The 19,457-nt window shown below is 47.7% G+C and carries 19 protein-coding genes; 15 read left to right on the plus strand and 4 right to left on the minus strand.

Annotated elements, in window-relative coordinates; translation table 11 throughout:
• Positions 1 to 27 precede the first annotated feature (27 nt).
• Entirely contained in the window at positions 28 to 621 is a 594-nt protein-coding gene (gene smrA, locus KD147_RS00450) for a DNA endonuclease SmrA (protein WP_212546534.1), read from the minus strand.
• Positions 622 to 768: 147 nt separating this feature from the next.
• Complete coding sequence (locus KD147_RS00455; RefSeq protein WP_199883049.1) at positions 769 to 1,002, minus strand: hypothetical protein; 234 nt, start codon at positions 1,000 to 1,002, stop codon at positions 769 to 771.
• Positions 1,003 to 1,614: 612 nt separating this feature from the next.
• On the opposite strand from KD147_RS00455, the gene KD147_RS00460 reads away from it, so the two are divergent.
• Complete coding sequence (locus KD147_RS00460) at positions 1,615 to 1,995, plus strand: response regulator (RefSeq protein ID WP_105255263.1); 381 nt, start codon at positions 1,615 to 1,617, stop codon at positions 1,993 to 1,995.
• Positions 1,996 to 2,100: 105 nt separating this feature from the next.
• On the opposite strand, the gene rpsT is transcribed toward KD147_RS00460, so the two are convergent.
• On the minus strand, positions 2,101 to 2,361 hold the full coding sequence (gene rpsT, locus KD147_RS00465; protein WP_105190149.1) for a 30S ribosomal protein S20: 261 nt from the start codon (positions 2,359 to 2,361) through the stop codon (positions 2,101 to 2,103).
• 326 nt (positions 2,362 to 2,687) lie between these two features.
• Between rpsT and murJ the strand changes: the two genes are divergently transcribed.
• The 14 genes from murJ to KD147_RS00535 all read left to right on the plus strand — a co-directional run bounded on the left by murJ (position 2,688) and on the right by KD147_RS00535 (position 18,607).
• Positions 2,688 to 4,268 (plus strand): murein biosynthesis integral membrane protein MurJ, encoded by a 1,581-nt coding sequence (gene murJ, locus KD147_RS00470; protein ID WP_212546535.1) that lies wholly within the window; start codon positions 2,688 to 2,690, stop codon positions 4,266 to 4,268.
• A 62-nt stretch (positions 4,269 to 4,330) separates the two neighbouring features.
• Positions 4,331 to 5,284 (plus strand): bifunctional riboflavin kinase/FAD synthetase, encoded by a 954-nt coding sequence (gene ribF / locus KD147_RS00475; RefSeq protein ID WP_212546536.1) that lies wholly within the window; start codon positions 4,331 to 4,333, stop codon positions 5,282 to 5,284.
• Positions 5,285 to 5,305: 21 nt separating this feature from the next.
• Positions 5,306 to 8,128, plus strand: coding sequence for an isoleucine--tRNA ligase (gene ileS, locus KD147_RS00480; protein WP_212546537.1), 2,823 nt, complete (start codon positions 5,306 to 5,308; stop codon positions 8,126 to 8,128).
• A gap of 14 nt (positions 8,129 to 8,142) precedes the next feature.
• Complete coding sequence (gene lspA / locus KD147_RS00485; RefSeq protein ID WP_105255266.1) at positions 8,143 to 8,646, plus strand: signal peptidase II; 504 nt, start codon at positions 8,143 to 8,145, stop codon at positions 8,644 to 8,646.
• Entirely contained in the window at positions 8,639 to 9,082 is a 444-nt protein-coding gene (fkpB, locus tag KD147_RS00490) for an FKBP-type peptidyl-prolyl cis-trans isomerase (protein WP_212546538.1), read from the plus strand. The genes lspA and fkpB overlap by 8 nt, the downstream gene beginning before the upstream one ends.
• Positions 9,079 to 10,008, plus strand: coding sequence for a 4-hydroxy-3-methylbut-2-enyl diphosphate reductase (ispH, locus tag KD147_RS00495; protein ID WP_105255268.1), 930 nt, complete (start codon positions 9,079 to 9,081; stop codon positions 10,006 to 10,008). The genes fkpB and ispH overlap by 4 nt, the downstream gene beginning before the upstream one ends.
• A gap of 16 nt (positions 10,009 to 10,024) precedes the next feature.
• Positions 10,025 to 11,071 carry a sensor histidine kinase gene (locus KD147_RS16755; protein ID WP_249318860.1) on the plus strand — a complete coding sequence of 349 codons (1,047 nt, stop codon included), beginning with the start codon at positions 10,025 to 10,027 and terminating at the stop codon, positions 11,069 to 11,071.
• On the plus strand, positions 11,059 to 11,763 hold the full coding sequence (locus KD147_RS00505; RefSeq protein ID WP_212546539.1) for a LytR/AlgR family response regulator transcription factor: 705 nt from the start codon (positions 11,059 to 11,061) through the stop codon (positions 11,761 to 11,763). The genes KD147_RS16755 and KD147_RS00505 overlap by 13 nt, the downstream gene beginning before the upstream one ends.
• Positions 11,764 to 12,032: 269 nt before the next feature.
• Positions 12,033 to 12,599, plus strand: a complete 567-nt coding sequence (gene pilV, locus KD147_RS00510) for a type IV pilus modification protein PilV (protein WP_105213062.1) — start codon at positions 12,033 to 12,035, stop codon at positions 12,597 to 12,599.
• A gap of 9 nt (positions 12,600 to 12,608) precedes the next feature.
• Positions 12,609 to 13,640, plus strand: a complete 1,032-nt coding sequence (locus tag KD147_RS00515; RefSeq protein ID WP_212546540.1) for a PilW family protein — start codon at positions 12,609 to 12,611, stop codon at positions 13,638 to 13,640.
• Positions 13,622 to 14,104, plus strand: coding sequence for a pilus assembly PilX family protein (locus tag KD147_RS00520; protein ID WP_212546541.1), 483 nt, complete (start codon positions 13,622 to 13,624; stop codon positions 14,102 to 14,104). Before KD147_RS00515 ends, KD147_RS00520 begins: the two co-directional genes overlap by 19 nt.
• Before the next feature lie 31 nt (positions 14,105 to 14,135).
• A complete protein-coding gene (locus KD147_RS00525) occupies positions 14,136 to 17,894 on the plus strand; it encodes a pilus assembly protein (protein ID WP_212546542.1) in 3,759 nt (1,252 codons plus the stop codon).
• Positions 17,894 to 18,298, plus strand: coding sequence for a type IV pilin protein (locus tag KD147_RS00530; RefSeq protein WP_212546543.1), 405 nt, complete (start codon positions 17,894 to 17,896; stop codon positions 18,296 to 18,298). The genes KD147_RS00525 and KD147_RS00530 overlap by 1 nt, the downstream gene beginning before the upstream one ends.
• 3 nt (positions 18,299 to 18,301) lie before the next feature.
• Positions 18,302 to 18,607 carry a hypothetical protein gene (locus KD147_RS00535; RefSeq protein WP_212546544.1) on the plus strand — a complete coding sequence of 102 codons (306 nt, stop codon included), beginning with the start codon at positions 18,302 to 18,304 and terminating at the stop codon, positions 18,605 to 18,607.
• Positions 18,608 to 18,885: 278 nt separating this feature from the next.
• Here KD147_RS00535 and KD147_RS00540 read toward each other — a convergent pair whose 3' ends face one another.
• Complete coding sequence (locus tag KD147_RS00540; RefSeq protein ID WP_212547026.1) at positions 18,886 to 19,425, minus strand: GspH/FimT family pseudopilin; 540 nt, start codon at positions 19,423 to 19,425, stop codon at positions 18,886 to 18,888.
• Between the last annotated feature and the right edge of the window lie 32 nt (positions 19,426 to 19,457).

The raw sequence follows: 19,457 nt of genomic DNA on the forward strand, positions 1-19,457 counted from the left end.
GCTTTTTTTTGTCTTTAATAGGCCAGGTTAGCGCTTGGCATGCAGCTCTCTGTTTTCCTGTTTTTTCTGCGCACTTTTCTTCAACAGCGCATAGGTTGAGCCGAGTCCGCCATGGCACTTCAGAGCGCTGTGAAAGGCCAGAACACAATCGAGTTGTTGTAACCAATGGTTAACATAACTTTTCAACAGGCCTTTATGTGGCTGACTTTTTTCACCGATGCCGTGCCTGATCAATAACACCCGAATGTTACGTTCGTGACAATCCGTAATGGTTTCATACATGACTTTGCGTGCCTGGACCAGGGTTTGTCCATGCAAATCCAAAGTCGCATCCACATCGTATTTACCGAGTCGGAGATTTTTAAACACGCCTTCTTGCACACCGGATTTTTTAAAGGTTAAAAAATCATGGGGGTCGAGCAGTTCAACGTGTTCGCTTGCTAACAGGTTGTCATCGAGTTGAATTGCCTGCTCTGCGGCACGGCGCTTTTCTTGCTGCGCCAGCGTGGGCTTGGATGAACGGTTAAAGTGACTGACGGTATCGGGTTTCGCCATGGGAGTGACGTCGCCCATAAACTCAGCAAATAAGTCGCTGTCGTGTGCTTGAGATGAAGAACTCATAATCGCCTCGCCAGAAAGAGTACTGCCAGGCTTTATGTTAGCTTATTTTCTTACGGCTGTACCACAGCATTTTTTCGCTGTGGTACCGAGTGCGTGCTTTTTGCGCTGAGCTCGATAGCTGTTGCACCGAGCTAGCGCTATGACATATTACATCAGGCGACCAACGCGGCTAGTGTACACCTTGAACAAATAAAAGGTATTAATTAACACTAGGGTAATGTTGGTCAGACCGTTGGGCGTAACCAGCTGTTGAGCATGAACAAAAAACAACAAACCAATGGCAATGCTTGCGGCGATACGCAATAGGGTGCCATGACTAATAAAGAAAGCGCCAATAGCCAGTGCTCCAAGTATGATTTGTATTCCAAGGTTGACGTCCAACTTGCTCGACTCCAAAGTGTAATAAGGCTAAAAAAGGAGCGCTATTATGCGAGTCAATATAGGCGTAAACAAACGAAAAAAAATATCGTTTTCGGATAAGTTATATTAATCTGAAATTTAATTCACCCAGAGTGAAAATACACCCAGATTTGATTGAAGCACTAGGAACTGGGAGCGGGTATTGAAGCCGAGTAAATACTGGAGAATGACGAGTTTTGTTGGGTAAAAGTCGGTAAATCAGTTGTTAAGGAGGCGTTCAGCAGTATTTTTGCCACTTAGTTAACTAGATAGTGATGCATATGCGGGCATAATTCAGGCGCTCCCGTTTGGTATTTTTGTACATTAATAGTGAGCCAGTCACGCTAGTTCGACAGAATAAACATAAGTTTGCGTAATGTTTACCAAGGCCATTAAGCGCCCTGTCAGTAGCCTGGGTGTAGAGTCGGCGCTTAGCCTGTTTGGTAAACTGGTGGCCGCTGCGCGATGTGTTCTTGTTGAAGTCTTGGCCTAACCGTCGCATGGCTCTATAATGGTGGCGGTTTTTAGTGTAGCGTGGTCATGTAAGTTAGTTCTTAGAATGCCCCATTCGGTAGGATAAGTTAGGAAGTTTCAATGGATGATATAGCAATTTTAATAGTGGATGATGTTGGCACGGTACGGAGTTTTCTCAACCAAACCTTGATGCATTTAGGGATAGACAATGTTGATGAAGCGGCAAACGCGGCGCAATGTATGTCGGCCTGTGCGCAAAAAAATTACCAGATTGTGTTTTTAGATATTGAATTGCCCGATGGCGACGGTAAGGCGATGATCGCCGATATTAATGCCGTGTTACCCGACGCTAAGGTAGTGATGGTCAGCGCTCATTCAACCATAGATAACGTCAAGGACGCCATAGACAAGGGCGCCAAAGGTTTTGTGGTGAAACCCTTTTCTCCAAAGAAGATAGCGGCGATGCTGAAAAAGTTTTATCCCAGTATAGAATTTGCGTAACAGGCAAAGTGTGGCGAGGAGCAGAGGCTCCGTCATTTGCTTTCACGTATTGCAGACATAAAAAAACCGGCCTAGGCCGGTTTTTTTGCTAGATTAAGAGCTAAATTATAGCGCTTTGATCTTAGCAGCAAGACGGCTCTTATGGCGAGCTGCCTTGTTTTTGTGGATTAGACCCTTAGTTGCGTAGCGGTCTAAAATAGGTGTAGCTACTGCGAAAGCCGCTTGTGCAGCTTCTTTGTCACCAGCTTGGATGGCAGCAATTACTTTTTTAGTGTATGTACGCATCATTGAACGACGGCTTGCGTTGTGCTGACGGCGTTTTTCGCTGGTTACAGCGCGTTTCTTTGCAGACTTGATGTTAGCCAAGGTTTGCTCCTAACAATCTTAAATAAAGCTTATATTTAAAGGCCGTGGACTATGCCCGTTTTTTTTAAATTTGTCAATCAAATTTACTCACGTGGCACAGCCAACTGCAGGAGTAACGAATCGCCAATGCCTACCGGGAGACACATATATAAGGTGCGATAGCGGGTTAGCGCACCCTATACCCAATAAAATTTGGTTTGTTATTGCAGTTAATGGCCTGTGACCGCGGCGGATTATAGCAAAGCAAATGAGCGGCGACCAGCGCTGTATTCGTTCGGCTTTTATTGGCATAATGCCGCAATTAATGTCGGCCCAAGAGAGGATGTGTGGCTAACAGCTTGTTTCGTTCCGGTATGATTGTCAGTGCCATGACAATGATTTCGCGGGTGTTAGGATTAGTGCGCGATGCGGTGGTGGCCAATTTATTGGGCGCCAATGCCAGTGCCGACGTGTTTTTATTCGCCAATCGTATTCCCAATTTTTTACGTCGTTTGTTTGCCGAAGGCGCGTTTGCGCAGGCCTTTGTGCCGGTGCTGAGCGAGATTAAAGAGCAACAAGGCGATGACGCAGTACGGCTCTTTGTTGCCCGCGCCGCAGGCACCTTGGGCACTATATTAATTATTGTCACCTTACTTGGGGTTATCGGTTCGCCCATTATTGCTGCGCTGTTCGGTGCCGGCTGGTTTGTAGACTGGTACCAAGGTGGCCCCGAAGGGGATAAATTCCTCTTGGCTTCGAGCTTGTTGAAGTGGACCTTTCCCTACTTATTCTTTGTCTCCTTGGTGGCCCTCAGCGGCGCAATCCTGAATGTCTATAACCGCTTTGCGGTGGCCGCATTTACTCCCGTGCTGCTTAATATTGCCATTATCGGCTGTGCTATTTTCCTGCACCAACACTTTGAGGTAGGAGCCTATGCGCTGGCCATCGGTGTGTTTGTGGGCGGTGTGGTGCAACTGGCATTTCAAATTCCCTTCTTGTACCGCGCCAAGATGTTAGTTAGGCCACGCTGGGGCTGGCATGACGAAGGGGTAAAAAAGGTACGCACCCTGATGATCCCTGCGCTGTTCGGGGTGTCGGTGTCGCAAATCAACCTCTTTTTGGATACGGTGATCGCCTCCTTTTTAGTTACCGGCTCCATTGCCTGGCTTTATTACGCCGATCGCTTAATCGAATTCCCGCTGGGGCTATTTGGTATCGGTATTGCCACTGTGATCTTGCCGACCCTGTCGAAATTACATGCCGGCGATAAAGGTTCGGACTTCCAGGTCACGTTGGACTGGGGCGTACGCTTTGTAATTTTCCTCGGGCTGCCGGCCATGGTTGGCTTGATGCTGATCAGCCCGTTGATCATTACCGTGCTGTTCGACCACGGCGCCTTTGCCAGTGCCGGTGAAGACCACGTAAAAGCGGTGGCCTTAGGGGTTGCCGCCTACGCGGTGGGCTTGGTGAGCTTTATGCTGATCAAGGTATTGGCGCCAGGCTTTTATGCCCGTCAAGATACCCGCACTCCGGTACGTATCGGTATTATTGCCATGGCTTTGAACATGGTGTTCAACCTTATGCTGGCCCCCTTTCTTGGCTACTTGGGATTAGCCCTGGCCACGGCGCTGTCGGCTACCTGCAATGCCTTGTTGCTTTATCGTCAGTTGGCCAAGGATGGGGTGTATCACTTTTCCCGCTTTAGCCTGGCTTTTAGCCTCAAGTGCGTATTTGCTAGCGCAGTGATGGGTATTTTGGTTTACCTGGTGCAAGCCCAGTTTGACTGGCAACACTGGCCGCTGCTCGAGCAGATTATGTTGCTGGCAGGCTTGATCGGAGCGGCCGCAAGCACCTACTTTGGCATGCTTTTTATTTTCGGTGTACGGCCAAGAACGATAAAAAATGTGGCAACTACTGAATCACATTAAAAAAAAGATTATAATCGGGCACTTTCGTCAGCAGTAGTGCGCAAAGACAAGGCATTTGAGCGATGGAGCTTATACGCGGAATCCACAACATACGCGACCAACATCATGGCTGTGTACTCACCATAGGTAACTTTGATGGAGTGCACTTGGGCCACGTCGAGGTGATCAAGGGGTTATTAGGGGACGCCAAGGCGCTCAACCTGCCTAGCACCGTGATGATCTTTGAGCCGCAGCCACAGGAGTTTTTTAGCAAAGAGCAGGCTCCGGCACGGCTAACGCGATTACGCGATAAGCTTGCCTTACTTGCCAAGCTTGGGGTTGAGCGGGTGATTTGCGTCAGCTTTAACCGCAAATTTGCCAATTTGGCCGCCGCCGACTTTGTGCAGCAGGTGTTGATCGATAAGCTGGGTGTAAAAGCCTTGACCGTGGGTGATGATTTTCGTTTCGGTCGTGGCAGAGAAGGTGATTTTTCTTTGTTGCAAGAGATAGGCAAGGGCGCCTGCATGGCAGTAAAAAGCACGGAAAGCTTTAAGAAAGCCAATGCCAGAGTGAGCAGCACCGCCATTCGCACCGCCTTGAAGGCGGGGGATTTGCAACTGGCGAAAACCATGTTGGGTCATGACTACGCCATCAGTGGCCGGGTTATCCATGGCTGGAAAAAAGGCCGTGAATTGGGTTTCCCAACGGCTAATGTGGCACTCAAACGACAGGTATGCCCTCTTAATGGCGTATTTGCGGTGCAGGCAGTGATAGCCGGGCGCACCTATAACGGGGTAGCGAATGTGGGTAATAAGCCTACATTTAATGGTACCCGGGCCTTGTTGGAAGTACACTTGTTCGACTTTGACCAGTCGATATATGGACAATTTATAGAAGTGAAGCTCAAACATAAGCTTCGCGACGAACAAAAATTTAATGGCTTCGATGAGCTGGTGCAGCAAATTAAGCACGACGCCATCGCGGCAAAGCAGTTTTTTACTTTAGCGACCACCGCTGAGCGCAGCGGCAGTCTGTAGCCGATACGGAAAGTAGGATTAATGAGCGACTATAAACACACCTTAAACTTACCGGAAACCGAGTTTCCAATGCGTGGCAACCTGGCCCAACGCGAACCGCAAATGTTAAAGCAATGGTACGAGCAAGACTTGTACGGACAAATTCGCGCCGCAAAAAAAGGTAAGAAGTCTTTCATCTTGCATGATGGACCTCCTTATGCCAATGGCAACATTCACCTAGGTCACTCAGTAAACAAAATCCTAAAAGACGTGATTATCAAATCGAAAACCCTGTCGGATTTCGATGCGCCTTATGTTCCGGGCTGGGACTGCCACGGTCTGCCAATCGAGTTGATGGTAGAGAAAAAGGTAGGCAAGCCGGGTCACAAGGTAACGGCCGCAGAATTTAGACAAAAATGTCGCGACTACGCAGCCAAGCAGGTGGAAGGCCAAAAAGCCGACTTTAAACGCCTGGGCGTATTCGGTGAGTGGGACAATCCTTATCTGACCATGAACTTCGATTTTGAAGCCAATGCCATCCGTACCTTAGGTCGTATTATCGACAAGGGCCACCTGCATAAGGGTGCTAAGCCGGTTCACTGGTGTACGGACTGTGGTTCGGCACTGGCCGAAGCCGAGGTTGAATACCAGGACAAGCAGTCGCCAGCCATCGATGTGAAATTTGTGTTCGCTGACGAACAGGCCGTTGAAGCGGCATTCGCCTTGAGCGCAGAGCACAAGGGCACAGGCAGCATCGCCACCGCGATTTGGACCACAACACCTTGGACCCTGCCGGCAAACCGTGCCGTAGCGGTGCACGCTAATCTTGAATATGCCTTGGTTCAAGTAGAAGACGAAGGTCAACAACAGCGTCTAGTGCTTGGCTCTGAATTGGTTAAAGATTGTATGGACCGCTTTGGCTTTAAGCATTTCCACACGCTTGGTTATGCCAAAGGTTCTGCCCTTGAAAACCTGCAAGCTGCGCACCCATTCTTAGAATTCAATGTGCCGGTGATTCTGGGCGACCACGTTACCACGGACTCGGGTACAGGTATCGTGCACACCGCGCCGGGTCATGGTCAAGAAGACTATGCGGCAGGTCTTGCCTATGGTCTAGAAGTTGCCAACCCGGTTGGCGCTAACGGTGTGTATCTTCCGGATACACCTATTTTCGCCGGTCAGCACGTATTTAAAGCCAACCCGAATGTGATTGAGCTGCTGCAAGAAAAAGGTGCCTTATTGCATCACCATGCGCTTCAGCACAGCTACCCACATTGTTGGCGCCACAAAACGCCTATCATCTTCCGTGCTACGCCACAGTGGTTTATCGCCATGGATAAAGCGGGCTTGCGCCAGGATTCACTGGCTGAAATCAAGAAGACAGAGTGGTTGCCAAGCTGGGGTGAAAGCCGTATCGAAAACATGGTTGAAGGCCGCCCGGACTGGTGTATCTCGCGTCAGCGTACCTGGGGTGTGCCGATTGCCCTGTTTGTGGATAAAGACACGGGTGATTTACACCCGAACAGCAGCGAACTGATCGAAAAAGCGGCGCAACTGGTAGAGGAAGGCGGCATTCAGGCATGGTATGACCTTGAGCCGGAAACCCTATTAGGTGCGGATGCCGAGCGTTATGTAAAAGTACAAGATACTTTGGACGTATGGTTTGACTCGGGTGTAACACACGCCTGTGTACTGGACGCCCGCGACGAGCTGAGCTCTCCGGCGGATCTATACCTGGAAGGGTCGGATCAGCACCGTGGTTGGTTTATGTCATCGCTGATGACCAGTGTTGCCATTCATGGCCGCGCGCCATACCGCCAGGTTATGACTCATGGTTTTACCGTGGATGAAAACGGCCGCAAGATGTCTAAGTCTTTAGGTAACGTAATTTCACCGCAAGACGTGATGAATAAGATGGGCGCCGACATTCTGCGTCTATGGGTGGCGTCGACCGACTTTACTGCAGAGATGACGGTGTCGGATGAAATTTTCAAACGTGCCGCGGATCGTTACCGTCGTATTCGTAATACCAGCCGTTATCTATTGGCTAACCTAAATGGCTTTAACCCAAGCACCGACTTGGTTGATGTGGCTGACATGGTTGAGCTTGACCGTTGGATCGTTTCTCGTGCGGCGCAGCTGCAAGAAGAAATCGTTAATGCCTATGACGAGTATCAGCTACTTGTGGTTACACAGAAGCTAATGAACTTCTGTACCGGCGAGCTGGGCTCTTTCTACCTGGACGTAATTAAAGACCGTCAGTACACGGCCAAGGCTGACTCGCACGCTCGTCGTTCATGTCAGAGCGCTCTGTACCATATTGCCGAGGCGATGACACGTTGGATGGCGCCGATTCTAAGCTTTACCGCTCAAGAGATCTGGCAGGTGCTGCCGGGTGAGCGCAGCGAGTTTGTATTCACGGGTACCTGGTATGAAGGTTTAACTTCGGTTGAAGGTCAGTTCTCTAATGAACAATGGCAAACCGTGTTGAATGTCCGTGATGCGGTAAACCGTGTCCTGGAAAGCGCCCGTAAGGAAGACATTATCGGTGCTACCTTGCAAGCAGAGGTGACTCTGTACGCCAATGACGAGCTTAAAGCGACACTGGATGCCTTGTCTGACGAGCTGCGCTTTGTGCTGCTGACTTCTAAAGTATCCGTGCTTGCCCATGGCGATAAGCCAGCTGACATTGAAGAGTCTGAATTGACTGGCTTAGCCGTATTCGTGGCCGCCACTAATGCACAAAAATGTGAGCGTTGTTGGCACTATTGTGATGACGTAGGCAGCGTTGAAGCACACCCTGAGCTGTGCGGTCGCTGTGTTACCAATGTTGATGGTGATGGCGAAACGCGTCAGTTTGCTTAATCTAAGTTGTAGGAGTGACTGTGTCAGCTAAGCGAAATGGACTAATTTGGTTGGTACTCACGGTGGTGCTTTTGGTGGTCGATTGGGCCACCAAAACCCTAGTGATTAATACCATGACTGTAGGGCAGAGCATTGATATTTTGCCTGTTTTCAATATTACTTATGTGCATAATCCGGGAGCCGCATTTAGCTTTTTGAGCGAGGCCGGTGGCTGGCAGCGCTGGTTCTTAAGCGCCATTGCGGTGGCTATTTCGGTGCTGCTTGTCTGGTGGCTTAAACGCCTACCCGCATCGAATAAATTACTTGGCTGTGCCTATGCTCTAGTGCTGGCCGGTGCCTTGGGGAATCTTTATGATCGCATGGTATATGGCTATGTGATTGATTTTATTCATGTATACTACCAGAACTGGCATTATCCTAAGTTTAATATTGCCGATTGCGCCATCTGTATTGGTGCCGCGCTATTGTTAATTGATGCCTTTAAATCAAGCAGTAAAAAGGAGTCGGTCAATGAGTGAAGCGATTATCGGTGCTAATTCTGAAGTACTGTTTCACTTTTCGATTAAGTTATCGGACGGCTCTGCCGCCGATTCTACCAAGGTCCACAACAAGCCTGCTAAACTGGTAATGGGTGATGGCAGCCTGACGGAAAACTTTGAGAAGTGTTTACTTGGCCTGCGCGCCGGTGAGGAAAAAAGCTTTGAGCTAGAGCCAGAGGACGCCTTTGGTCATCCTAACCCGGACAACATCTATCACGTTGACCGCAGCAAGTTTAGTGCCGAAGCGCCGGCCCAGGTGGGGGCGATCATTGCCTTTACCCAGCCCGATGGCACCGAACTGCCGGGTGTAGTACGAGAAGTGCTGGGCGAGTCGGTAACCATTGATTTCAACCATCCTTTAGCGGGTCAAAAGCTTACGTTTGAGGTGGAGATCTTGGAGGTCAGCAACGGATGAAAATCATGTTAGCCAACCCGCGCGGATTTTGTGCCGGGGTCGATCGAGCGATCAGCATAGTAGAGCGTGCCTTGGATATTTTCGAGGCCCCCATTTATGTGCGTCACGAGGTGGTTCACAATAAATACGTGGTTAATGGCCTGAAAGACCGAGGCGCCGTATTCGTTGAAGAGCTCCATCAGGTACCCGATGACAGTATTGTGATTTTCAGTGCCCATGGGGTATCGCAAGCGGTGCGCCAGGAAGCTAAACGTCGTGATTTGAAGGTATTCGATGCCACCTGTCCCTTGGTAACCAAGGTGCATATGGAAGTGACTCGTGCTTCACGCCGTGGCACCGAATGTATTTTGATTGGTCACCAGGGTCACCCCGAGGTGGAAGGGACCATGGGTCAATATGACAACCCTGAAGGCGGTATCTATCTGGTTGAAACCCCAGAGGACGTGGCTAAGCTTCAGGTTAAAGATGCCAGCAAGTTGTTTTATTGCAGCCAAACTACCTTGTCTGTTGACGATACCGCCGATGTGATTGATGCATTGCGTGAGCGTTTCCCCGACATCGATGGTCCACGCAAGGACGACATTTGTTATGCCACCCAAAACCGTCAGGATGCGGTGCGTGATTTGGCCGACAAGGTTGATGTGCTCTTGGTTGTCGGAGCGAAGAACAGCTCCAACTCTAACCGCCTGCGTGAACTGGCTAGCAAGATGGGCACTGCAGCCTATTTAATTGATGATGCCAGCTCCATTGATGCCAACTGGTTACAAAATGTTGATAGTGTGGGCGTGACCGCTGGCGCATCGGCGCCCGAGGTGTTGGTAAAAGAGGTGGTCAATCACCTTAAATCACTTGGCGGCGAACAGGTGGTGGAAAACCCAGGGCGCGAAGAAGATATCGTCTTTGCCGTTCCTGCAGAGCTTAGATAAGCATTTGGGGTGATTAATGAGTCAGTCGTTATCAGCCCAAGCTAATTCCTATTCTTTACTGACCACCTTGTGTCAAACGCGCGGTATTCTTAGCGCTTTGATCGTGGCACAGGTACTGGCCCTGATCATTAGTTTCAGCGAGTACCAACCGGATAATTTCTGGTTGGTACTTGGCCAGAGCAGCCTGCTTATTCAATTTATTACCTCTATTAGCATTGCCGCGCTTTATATTCTGAGCCGAGTTAAGCCCGACCTAAACAATTCGGTGCAAGCGCTTGCGGTGGTTGCCGTGTTGGTGCTTAGCACCCTGGCTATCACCTTGTATATCAGCTATCTCGAACTGCTCGATGCTGGGCTTTCTCATTGGTTTGTGTTTAAAAGCAGTGCCATCAGTCTGCTGGTCGCGGCTTTGTTTGTGCAGTTTATGGCCATCTATAACGAGCATGCCAAGGCGCATTCGGCCTATGCGCGAGCCCAACTAGATGCGTTACAAGCCCGTATTCGCCCACACTTTTTGTTCAATAGCCTCAATACCTTAGCTGAGTTGGCCCATGAAGATAGCGACGCCGCTGAGGAGTCGGCATTGGCGCTGGCATCTTTATCTCGCGCCGCGATGCAGGTGGGACAACAAAGCACCCTGGCGCAGGAGCTGGCCTTAGCTAAGCGCTATATTGCCCTTGAGCAGTGGCGCTTTGGCGAGCGTCTTAAAGTCAACTGGCACCTCCCGGCGAACATGCCTGAGCTGGTTTTGCCTTGTTTAACGCTGCAGCCCTTGTTGGAGAACGCCGTCGTCCATGGTATTGAGAGCAGTGATAAAGGCGGAGTGATCGATGTTGAGGTACATATTGGTAAGCAAAGTGCTACTGTTATTGTTAGCAATAGCCTGAGTGCACAGTCGACCCCAACGACTCGGGCGCACAACGGTATAGCTCTGGATAATATTCAAAAGCGCCTTAGTATCATATATGCGGGTCAGGCCAGCATGCGCGCGCGCCGACTGGCGAACAGTTACCGCGTTAAGTTGGTGGTGCCTAAAATGGAGTCAATACAGTGCAAGTTTTGATCGTCGATGATGAACCCATGGCGCAAAAACGTCTAAATCGTCTTTTGGCCGATCACCAGCATATTGATGTGATTGGTTATGCCGATAATGGCCATGAGGCTGTTGAGTTAGCCGCCCAGTTACAGCCTGATGTGATCTTTATTGATGTTGAAATGCCAGGGAAAAATGGCCTCACCGCGGCACAAGAAATTAACGAGCAAGCGATTCCTCCGGCCATCGTTTTTGTCACCGCTCACCCCCAGCACGCCCTCGATGCCTTTAAGGTGATGCCCGCTGCGTACCTTTTAAAACCCTTGGAGCGCCAAGAGCTCGATACAGTAGTGAATAAACTGAGTCAGCTAAATAAGGCACAGGTAAAAGGGCAGCAACAGCAGAGCATTAGCTATAAGGTAGGAAATCAGACCAAAAAATTAAACCTGGCTGATATTCTTTATTGTTGTAGCGATGGTAAGTACACCCAAGCCTTCTGTAGTGATACGCAGGTGTTACTCGATACCAGCCTCAAAGAGTTGGAGCAACAGTACCCGAGGGTGTTTTTGCGTATTCACCGCAATACCTTGGTAAACAAGGCGCAGCTTCAATCCGTGGTGCAGCAGGACAAGCAATATCAGGTACGGTTAAAATCTAGCCCCGAGTTATTGAGTGTCAGTCGTCGCGAAGTCTCGCGGGTAAAAGAAGCGTTAGCCGACTAACTTATCATTAACCATGTTTTTCGCTCCTGGATTGCTACCCGCTACTCAAGTTTGCAGGAAGCGATTTAACTTCCTTCACACGTCACTTATGTGAGTTCAGCTTAACGCTGTTTTTTAAGGAAAAAAATCTTAGTTTTTTTGGTACTACCTGAACCCTTTACTTAGCTCGACCGCTTATTCCTCTAAATATACCGTTTATTCCTTCTGACGTTGAGCCTGGTGCTTGAGTTACTAAACTGTTAAGAATTACTGCAACTCCATGGATCATTATGCGTCATCAACAAGGTTTTACCCTCCTCGAAACGCTTATCGCGTTTATTGTTTTAGTCTTTGGTCTCCTCGGTGCCATCGCCTTACAGGCAAAGGCAAAGCAGGCTACCTATGACGCCATGCAGCGTGCGGCAGCGCTGGGCGTTGCCAACGATGTGATTGAGCGTATGAAAGCCAATACCGAAGGGGCGCTGGCGGGCAACTATAACGGCAATATTGCCAGTAGTGATACGCCACCGGAAGCAAGCAGCTATAAGAGCTGTATAAACAACGGCTGTAGTGCAGCTGAAGTTGCTCTGTTTGATAAGGAACATTGGCGTAAGTCGATTCGTGGAGTTGATGCAACCGGTTCGCAGCCAGATAACACGGGTTCGTTGTCTGGCGCCATGATTTGTATTGATACCACCAATGGTGGGGCTGATAACCGAACTATTAAAGTGACTATTTCTTGGGATTCGCGTCAAGAGTTGACCAGCAATGCAGGTGCCGGGGCGGTTAAAGCGGATTGCGGTACCAATGATGACCGCCGCCGTGTTTTAGCACTTAATTCATTTCTATTTGTGTAGGGAGCGACAATGGATATAAAGCACAAGAGGTTTAATCGAATAGCCGGTTACACCCTATTAGAGCTAATGATCGCCATGGTCGTTGGTTTGTTTTTAATTGGCGGGGTTATGTTTACCTATTTGAGCATGAAGGTGACCACCTCGGATACAGTAGAAATGGGTGAGCTGCAAGAGACGGGGCGTATTGCTTTAGATATTTTGGGAAAAGAAATCACCATGGCGGGCTTTTTTGGTCGCGCTAAAGCAGATTCAATTGCTTTCAGTGAAGTTGGTGCCGTGACGGCTCCAGCAACAGATTGTACCGAAGGGCCTAATAACGGCAGTTTTCCAAACCCCGGAGTAGGGACAAACTTCCGTGTACTTTATGGAAGTGTAGTGCCTGAAAATTCAACGAATGCTCTGACTTGTATTGATGATGCAGTGGGAGGCAGTGACGTTATTCAAATTAAACGAGCTTCTGGTACTGATGTAAGCGGCAGTGGTACAGATGGTAATCAATTTTATGTGGAAACAACCCTGGGTAGCGCACGTTTTGTAACAGGTGGAAGTACTGCGGTTGACCTTACAGGTACTAATGTTTGGCCATATAATCACTCTGTCTATTACGTAAGCGAGCAAAATTATACTCGCGGGGACAAAAACATTAGCGTTCCGGTATTAATGCGTAAACGTTTAACCGTTAGTACAGGTATTGTCTCTGAGTCTGTACTTGAGGGTGTAGAGAATATTCGTTTTCTATACGGTCTCGATCAAAATGGTAACGGTGATGTCGATGTTTATCGAGATGCAACGCAAATGACCCCAGCCGATTGGGAGCAGTCCGGCACCACTAAGATTAAAACAGTTCAAGTTTCCGTACTAGTGCGTGCAGCGGAAGAAGATGCCAATATTCAATTGACCAATAAAACTTATGTATTGGGTGGTGATGCGGCAGGGACGCAGCGCTCTCTGACGTTTACTGATAATTATCGCCGTATGGTGTTTGTCTCTACCTTTAAGGTAAACAATTCGGGGGGTGACCAATGGTTAATCGCAATTTAAATCTATCGCATCAGCGCGGTGTAGTGCTTATCGCAGCTTTAGTGATGGTACTGGTAGTTAGCGGTATTGCAGTCACCTTGATGAGCAACAGCACCGTGGACATGAAGGTGATCAACGCTGCACAGGATTACGATGAAGCGCTCACTCGTGCCTACGCCGACACATCACGTGCCATTTATGACGAAATAAAACTAAATGGCGCTACCCACTTTACCACGCCTAACCTCGGCACTGAGGATGAAACTGTGGCGCTAACAGCAGCTGGGGCACAATCGACCTTTGAATTAGTTAAAGCGCCAGGGGAGTTACTTGCTACAAACTGCTCTCCCAGACGATCGGCAAATGATACTGCCTCAGATATAAAATGTAGCCGTGATTTAAGGCTCTTTACTACTAACAGTTACGGTAAAGGTAATCGCCATTTAGTTAGTGTGATTGCTGGCATAGAGCAAGAATCTCTATAGCATGCTTGAAATAAATTAATAGGTGAACGAAATGAAAGTTCTAAATAAATTAGCTTTGTTGTGCGCATTGTCTGTGCCAGCAGCAATCCATGCTGAGGATATCGAGGTATACGTTGGAGACCCAACTGCGGTAGGTATTAAGGCAAAGGTGCTGTTTATCATAGATAATTCAGGAAGTATGAACGAAGGCGTTATTGCTGCAGAGGGTTATAATAAGGACGTAGTTTACGGTAGTGAGGGCGCCGATAGCGGCTTTAAAGATGACTACGTCTTTTACTCCGTGGGTGTGCCTATCGATGATATAGCGCTAAGCGAGTTAGAAAATCGCTCCGATGCGAAGCGTTTTAACATGTTGCTTAATGGCTGTGATGCGGCCAAAGAAGCTTTAGAAGAGTTTGGTTATTTTACCGGCAAGATGCTCGAGTTTTCTGGCAAGAATAACTCTGGTGAATGGATAAACCTAAAAAATGACAATGGCGGTAATATGCAAAACGCCGTTGATTGTTTGGCTGATTTTCGTAATGACGATGGTGATAATACCTTTATCTCTCAAACGTCAAGCGAGGTACTTTTTGATCCTCACTTAAAAGTATCCGTGGGTGGGGGCGACCTATTAACCTCAGCGGATGACGATGAGTTAATAGGTTTCCCTACTAATAAAAGAAACCCTGATCATAGTGACTTTTTGGGTTATTCGGGAGCCGACCCCATAGCCACATATTCTCGAGACGAGATGGAAGCTGTTTTTGAACAAGCCAGTGTCGTTACCCTCTATTCTCCCAATTATATTCGTTGGTATATAGACAAAGAGAATAACCAAACCACACAAGATAAAATTGAAGTAGCAAAAGAGACAATCCAAACGACTCTAGGTGCAACGCCCGATGCGGACTTTGCGCTTATGCTTTATAACCTCAACTATCCTGAAAACAAACGTGATGGTGGTCGTATTGTTTCCGGCTTTGGCCAGGATGAAGGGATTGTTGATATTGTTTCGGCTATTTCTGGGGAAACAAATACACCTTTATGTGAAACCTTATTCGAGGCATACAATTACTTTGCCGGGAACGCAGTGGATTTTGCCGATGATGACACCACCTGTAGCAGTGATTCCGGCGCCTGCGCTGGGATAGGGTATCAGGGAAATAACCCACCATTTGATATGTCTACAACTTTAAACGGTGAGGGAGTTACTTACGTTAGTCCTTTTGATGATCGTGGTGGTTGCGGACAAGACATCAGTATTATCTATATTACCGATGGTGCACCCACACTAGATGGTGCGGCGGATGACTCGGTAAAAGCGCTGTTCCAAAATTACGTTGTCGATCAGATAGATGGCCAAACCCCTTCGACTGTGCCAAATGTTGAAGACTTAAAAGGGCGCGAATATCTGCTAGATGAGGAAGGGAATTATGTGACGGGCGAGGATGGAGGGCCAGTGGTGCTGGCTGAAAGCTACTTGCCAGCGCTAGCCCATTTCATGAATAAGCAGGATATCAATAAGAGTATTACTGGTAACCAAACCGCTACTTTATACACAGTGGGTTTTGGTAATGGCGCACCCGAGGCGATTCTTCAAAAAGCCGCCGAAGAGGGCGGCGGCAGATACTACTTTGCTGAAAATGGAGACTCACTTGCGGAAGCCATTACGGAAACCTTGAGCGGTATTTTGGAAACGTCAACCTCATTTACCGCCCCTGCGGTAGCAAGTAATAACTTTGACCGTACGAGAACGTCAGACTCTGTTTATTATGCGATGTTTTTACCAACAGAGGGTGCTCGTTGGGCAGGTAACTTGAAAAAGTTAAAAGTGTCCGATGGTAAAGTGGTGGATAAAAATGGTGTACCAGCACTAGATGCTCTTGGCAATATTAAATCGGGTAACGATATTGTAACGACTTTCTGGAGCGCAGCGCCGGATGGTCCCGATGTTCGTGCCGGTGGCGCTAACTATGTTCTATCACAGCAAGATTTAATTAACCGAAAAGTGTATTCCGATATTGGTGCCAACGGAGTACTTGATGATTTTACTCCGAGTAAGGTCAATAGCTTTTATGGCAGCGAAGGGGAAGCTGCGTTTGCAATCGGCGTACCGGAAGGAAGTGTGGCCGAATTAGTCGCTTGGGCGAGGGGATTCGATGTCGATGATGATGATAATGATGGACTGACATCCGACACTCGGCTAGATATTATGGGCGACCCCTTGCATTCACGTCCTGTGGCTTTGAGCTATCCTGACGGTGAAATTAAGGTTATTATGGGTACAAATGCGGGCTTTGTGCATTTGTTTTCGGATAGAAATAATACCTTAACAGAACAATGGAGTTTCATCCCGAACGAGCTGTTCAATATCTTGCCAGTGCTGCGCAATAACCGCGGCGGTGACAAAGTTTATGGGATGGATAGTACAGCAACAGTGCACTTTATCGATGCCAACAATAATGGCATCGTAGACGAAAGTACTGACACAGTATGGGCATTTATAGGTATGCGCCGAGGCGGATATTCATACTATGCTCTAGATCTTTCTAACAGTAATGCTCCTAGATTAATGTGGAAGTTGGATCCTACCACCCCAGGAATGTCTCAGCTTGGACAAACCTGGTCCAAACCTATAGTTACTTATCTCAAAGGTTTTGTTGACGCCAATAATAGACCCGAACCAATTTTAGTCTTTGGCGCCGGTTATGATACTAATAAAGATACGAGTTTCGATGAGGACAGCGTTGGTCGCGGTATTTACCTTGTTAAAGCCCGTGACGGCAGTTTGGTTGGTAAATTTACCAATGAGCCTTTAAACCTAATCAGCGATGGTATTTACTTTAAAGGCCTTCATGGCATTGTGGGTGATGTGGCCATGCTTGATAGTAATTATGATGGCTTTACCGATCGTATGTATGCCAGCGATACCGGCGGTAATGTTTGGCGTTTTGACTTACCGAGTGCAGATAAAAGTACCTGGTCGGTGTTTAAGTTTGCTCAATTGAGTAACCCTCTAATCGAGTCTGAACAGCGTCGTTTTTATTACGGCCCTGCAGTTGCTCGAACCTACTTCACTAGCGTTACCGAAGAGACTGTGACAATTGGTGGGCAGGAATCAACAACCGTTTCTAGGGTAGAATCGCCAGTTGAAGCAGTCTTGGTTGGTAGTGGAAATCGTTCTCACCCCTTGGAAAAAGTTGAGAACAATTACCTGTTTATGCTGCGAGATAAAAATACGCGCACACAATCATTTGGTGATTTAAACCCTGCGCCCTTGCCTTTAACACCAGCGAACTTGAAAGATATTTCAGATTTGCCTTTTGATAGTGTTGAAGCTGGAACGGATGAGTTTGAGCAAGAAGAAATATCCTTGAGTAGCTATCAGGGCTGGATGTATAACCTACCGAACACGACAAAGTCATTGGCTAAGCCCTCAGTATTATTTGGGGTTGCTTATTTTACATCATTTACACCCAGTGAACTGAATGACTTAGAGAAATGCGTCCTAGAAGGAGGGAAAGGTCATCTTTATGCATTTAACCTGCATTATGGCTCCACCGTTTATAGCTCGTTGACCTTTGACCTTGGTAATAAAATACCACCTTCACCTACCTGGGTGGTGGAAGATCAGTTTTATTGTCTAAACTGTGGTACCGGAACAGGTGAGGAGTACGGTGGTGAAAATGGAGGTGAAGGAGGTCTGCTTGAACTTATCGCTATTGATGAAAATGATCCTACCAAGACCGCGTTACCAGGCTTTAGAACGACGCAGAACTATATTTATCGCCTTGAGGATAGCAACTAATGAAAAGATGTAACGGATTTACCTTAATTGAGCTGATGATTGCAGTGGCCATCGTCGGGATTTTAGCGGCTATTGCCTATCCTAATTATCAGGACTTTGTTATCAGTAGTGCGCGCTCTGAAGCCATGAGTGCCGTGCTTGATGCGGCCAGTAAGCAAGAACAGTACTTTGCAGATAACCGTCAATATACAACAAGCATGAATAACTTGGGTGTGGCTACTCCTACGGAGTCGGGCTTATATGCGATTTCAGCTACCGTAGATGGGCAAAGTTTTGTAATTACCGCTACTCCAAATGGAGGGGTGGCACTAAAAGACACCAAGTGTACTACATTCACTATTAACGAGGTTGGCGTTAAAGGAGCAACCCCGAGCGCCAATACCGATACTTGTTGGAAGAGGTAAGCTATGAAAACATTTTCTATATTGATGTTAGTAGGCGCCTCGGTGCTTATGTCATCTAACCTATATGCGATTACGGTACTTAATGGCTATAAGTGTTATGCCTTACTGGAAAATAACACCTTTGCCGTTATTGATGTTGAGATAAAGCAAAAGAGTAAGGCGAAAGCCGCTCATGCTGCGATTGCCGAAGGCCATAAATACCCCGGCAAGGAGTTGCAACGGGTAGCCGAAGTTCAGCAGTGTGTTATGCGTAGCGAGGAGTTCTCAGATGCTAATGCACGTAAACTGGATAAGCTGAAACTGCGTTAGTCTCAATCAAATTGGTTTAACGCTATAAAAATGCCAGCTTAGCTGGCATTTTTATTTTATACAAAGTAGTTGGGGGATTTTATGTGCTTGGTTTGTGCTCTATCGCTTCGTTTAAGTACCAATTGAGCCGGCATTGAGATAGAAGCCCTCCGCCGTATAAGCAAGCCCGCGTGAACTTAGTGATGCAGCAGGCGTTTAAAATATACCTATTGTTCGAGGTGAACTTACAAACATACACCTGAGTCGGGCTGAGCCCAAACCTCACCCTTGATGCGACCCTAATTACATTTATCGCTATCCTCACGTAAGCGGATTCGACCGATTTGACTCACGGTAATACGCAATGCCGGTTGATTTAATTTAGAGTCTGTTGAGCAATAGACAAAGCTGCCGTTATTAAAGCCCAATAGCATTCCTGTGGGTTTAAAACTTAAACTGGTTCGCGGATAGCTAATGCTATCACCTGCACTTGGGGAAGCGATAATACTGAGGAGCTGTTCGTTAGCATTGCGCTGGCGGTCATTATTTTCATCAACAAAAATCATTATGTCATTTTGCCAGGAGTCTGTGCATCGCTGCGTTATGCTGGGGCAGATCCTGACAAACTGATTATGGTAGATGGCGTAGGCACGAGCTGACATCACTTGACGATGTAAGGTTTGTATATAGCTGGTGCGTCGATTAGTGAGTTGTATATCGGCAAAGCTAAATAGCGTGATGCTTATAAGAATAGATGCAACGGTCAGTGTCACCATCAATTCTATCAGCGTCATACCTAAGGTGGCATGGTGCGTATAAATAAGAGAATGTGCTTTCATCCTTGAAGCCCATATCTAGTCCTTTAACTGTA

The organism is Pseudoalteromonas sp. BDTF-M6 (assembly GCF_018334135.1).
GTDB lineage: Bacteria > Pseudomonadota > Gammaproteobacteria > Enterobacterales > Alteromonadaceae > Pseudoalteromonas.

What these genes read in the sequence shown, in the direction of transcription:
- pilV (WP_105213062.1), top strand. Translation starts at nt 12,033, where the DNA reads ATGCGTCATCAACAAGGTTTTACCCTCCTCGAAACGCTTATCGCGTTT.
- KD147_RS00460 (WP_105255263.1), top strand. Translation starts at nt 1,615, where the DNA reads ATGGATGATATAGCAATTTTAATAGTGGATGATGTTGGCACGGTACGG.
- ileS (WP_212546537.1), top strand. Translation starts at nt 5,306, where the DNA reads ATGAGCGACTATAAACACACCTTAAACTTACCGGAAACCGAGTTTCCA.
- KD147_RS00540 (WP_212547026.1), bottom strand. Translation starts at nt 19,425, where the DNA reads ATGAAAGCACATTCTCTTATTTATACGCACCATGCCACCTTAGGTATG.
- ispH (WP_105255268.1), top strand. Translation starts at nt 9,079, where the DNA reads ATGAAAATCATGTTAGCCAACCCGCGCGGATTTTGTGCCGGGGTCGAT.
- KD147_RS16755 (WP_249318860.1), top strand. Translation starts at nt 10,025, where the DNA reads ATGAGTCAGTCGTTATCAGCCCAAGCTAATTCCTATTCTTTACTGACC.
- KD147_RS00525 (WP_212546542.1), top strand. Translation starts at nt 14,136, where the DNA reads ATGAAAGTTCTAAATAAATTAGCTTTGTTGTGCGCATTGTCTGTGCCA.
- KD147_RS00535 (WP_212546544.1), top strand. Translation starts at nt 18,302, where the DNA reads ATGAAAACATTTTCTATATTGATGTTAGTAGGCGCCTCGGTGCTTATG.
- ribF (WP_212546536.1), top strand. Translation starts at nt 4,331, where the DNA reads ATGGAGCTTATACGCGGAATCCACAACATACGCGACCAACATCATGGC.
- KD147_RS00530 (WP_212546543.1), top strand. Translation starts at nt 17,894, where the DNA reads ATGAAAAGATGTAACGGATTTACCTTAATTGAGCTGATGATTGCAGTG.
- KD147_RS00520 (WP_212546541.1), top strand. Translation starts at nt 13,622, where the DNA reads ATGGTTAATCGCAATTTAAATCTATCGCATCAGCGCGGTGTAGTGCTT.
- fkpB (WP_212546538.1), top strand. Translation starts at nt 8,639, where the DNA reads ATGAGTGAAGCGATTATCGGTGCTAATTCTGAAGTACTGTTTCACTTT.
- smrA (WP_212546534.1), bottom strand. Translation starts at nt 621, where the DNA reads ATGAGTTCTTCATCTCAAGCACACGACAGCGACTTATTTGCTGAGTTT.
- KD147_RS00515 (WP_212546540.1), top strand. Translation starts at nt 12,609, where the DNA reads ATGGATATAAAGCACAAGAGGTTTAATCGAATAGCCGGTTACACCCTA.